The sequence below is a fragment of the Mesorhizobium sp. genome (assembly GCF_024509055.1).
Classification (GTDB): domain Bacteria; phylum Pseudomonadota; class Alphaproteobacteria; order Rhizobiales; family Rhizobiaceae; genus Mesorhizobium.
In genome coordinates this window covers 1-2,525 of sequence record NZ_JANINM010000259.1, presented here as the reverse complement: position 1 = coordinate 2,525, position 2,525 = coordinate 1, and the positions used below count along the sequence as shown (strand labels likewise).

2 protein-coding genes are annotated in these 2,525 nt (G+C 62.2%); both read right to left on the bottom strand.

The window, feature by feature from the left end; translation table 11 throughout:
- A partial coding sequence (locus Q0L57_RS12590; RefSeq protein ID WP_296743095.1) for an FAD-binding oxidoreductase occupies positions 1 to 658 on the bottom strand: 658 nt, incomplete at its 3' end.
- 85 nt (positions 659 to 743) lie between these two features.
- Positions 744 to 2,282 carry a trimethylamine methyltransferase family protein gene (locus tag Q0L57_RS12585; RefSeq protein ID WP_296743094.1) on the bottom strand — a complete coding sequence of 513 codons (1,539 nt, stop codon included), beginning with the start codon at positions 2,280 to 2,282 and terminating at the stop codon, positions 744 to 746.
- Positions 2,283 to 2,525: the final 243 nt, after the last annotated feature.

Genomic DNA, 2,525 nt, shown 5'->3' with positions numbered 1-2,525 from the left:
CCGGCAGTTCGAGCCCGACCATGCGGCCGACCTCGCGCGCCCAAAGGCCGCCGGCATTGACGATGTGTTCGGTCACCACCTCACCCTTGTTGGTGATCACACGCCACAACCCGTCGGGCCGTCGCACAATGTCCTCGACCTTGGTGAAGCGTTCGACCTCGGCGCCGAGCTTGCGCGCCGCCTTGGCGTAGGCATGCGTGACGCCCGACGGATCGAGATGGCCATCGTCCCTGTTGCGTACCGCTCCGACGAACTGGCTGGGGTCGATGAGCGGCATCAGTTCGGCCGCTTCCTTCGCGGAGATCACTTCGAGGTCGATGCCTAGGTAGCGGCCCTTCGAGACCATGCCGCGCAGCCAGTCGAGGCGCGCCTCGGTCGCAGCAAGAAGCACGCCGCCGGTGAGGTGAACGCCGGTTGCCTGGCCGGAAAGCTCCTCGATCTCCTTGTAGAGAGAGATCGTGTATTTCTGCAACTTGGCGACGTTGGGATCGCCATTGATGGTGTGCATGCCGCCCGCAGCGTGCCAGGTTGAGCCCGAGGTCAGTTCGTCGCGCTCTAGAAGCACGACGTCGGTCCAGCCGTGGCGGGCAAGATGGAACAGCACGGAACATCCGACGACACCGCCGCCGATGACCACGACCTTTGCATGCGACTTCATGAGTTTTTTTCTCGTTACTTCAGTGAGTTGAGCGTTCAAAGTGAATCAGAATGGGAGGTTACCGGCGAGTCCAATGGGCGAAGCATCATGGCTCACCCTGCCCGATCACTTCCTTGCGACGCGCCATGTAGGCCTCGAGCGCCTCACGCACGGCAGGATCCATTGCCGGCTGGACATATTCCGCAAGCGCCTTCTTCCACAGCCGCGTCGCGCGCGCCGTTGTGTCGAGCGCGCCGGCCTCCTGCCAGGCTTCGTAGTTCTGCCAGTTGGAGAGCATCGGCTGGTAGAAGGCGGTGGCATAGCGCTCCAGCGTGTGCGGCTCGCCGAAGAAGTGGCCGCCGGTCGGCACCGCACCAAGCGCCTCCACCGCGAGTTCTCCTTCGTCGACCACGATCGGCCGCAGGAATTCCATCATGTGCTGCATCATCTCGACATCGATGACGAGCTTTTCGAACGACGCGGTCAGCCCGCCCTCCTGCCAGCCTGCGGCGTGATAGACGAGGTTGCCGTGTCCGAGCACCGCGCCCCACAGCGCCATCATCGTCTCATAAGTACCTTGCGCGTCGGCGGCGTTGGAAGCGGAACCCGGCGTCGTGCGGTATGGCAGCTTGTAGTGCCGTGCCAGTTGCCCCGAGGCGATGTTGGCCTTGGTGTTTTCCGGCGTTCCGAAGGCTGGCGCGCCCGACTTCATGTCGACATTCGAGGTGAAGGCGCCATACATCACCGGCGCGCCGGGGCGGACCAGTTGCGTCAGCACGATGCCGAACAGCGCTTCGGCATTCTGCTGTGCCAGCGCGCCCGCCAATGTCACCGGGCTCATCGCACCCATCAGCGTGAACGGCGTCACCGCCACCGACTGGCCGTATTCGGCCATCGTCATCAGCCCTTCGGCCATCATCTCGTCGAAGCGGCGCGGCGAGTTGACCGAAATGATGGTGGTGACGCCCGGATCCTCGCCCATCTGCTCGACGGTCATCCCGCGCGAGATCGCCATCATCTCGATGCCGTCCAGCGCCCTGCCCCGGCCGATCGCCGACACATGGAAGCACTTGTCGGTCAGCGTCAGGTTGGCGAAATAGGTGTCCATGTGCCTTGTGTTCGCTGGCAATTCGATTGGCGCGCAGACCTGGTTGCCCAGCATGTGGATGCAGTTGAAATGCTGCGCCAACCGGACGAGGTCCGAGTAGTCGGCGAGATTGCCGGCACGGCGGCCGCGTTCCATGTCGTGCACATTGGGTGGCCCGGCAACCAGCGTGAAGTTGATGGTGTTGCCTCCGAGATGAATGGCGCGGGCCGGATTGCGGGACGTCAGCGTATAGGAAGAGCGGGTCGTCTTCAGCGCTTCGGCGACCATGCCGCGGTCGACGCGGACATTCATCGAGCTGTGGTCGACCCTGGCGCCCGCGCGCTCGAACAGCGCCAGCGCCCGCGGGCTCATCACCTCGATGCCGAAGTTTTCGAGGATATGCATCGAGGCCTCATGGATCGCCTCGATCTGGTCGTCCAACAGCAGGGCCATCGGCGGGTAAGGGTTGATCACGCGTCGCGGCGGCAACTGTGGAATGAGAGCCGGTCCCCGGTTGCTGGTCCGCTCGGCGCCGCGTTTTCGTCTTGCTTCGGTCATGCGGGACATCAGAGCGTCGGTGTGATCCGGCGGCTGTCAGAAATTCGTCATTTGCCGGCGTGATTTTAGCCAAGGCGGCATTTTTCTGACGTCACAGAGATAAAAGCGACGCAAATAGTCGAAATATCTACAATAACTTTTCTGCATGCGAGAGCCGGCGTTAATGAAGCTCGCAAGACTCCCTTTATGATTTCGGCCTATTCGTCATCCAATGCGTAGGTCGAGTTTTAGTAAAATTGTAGC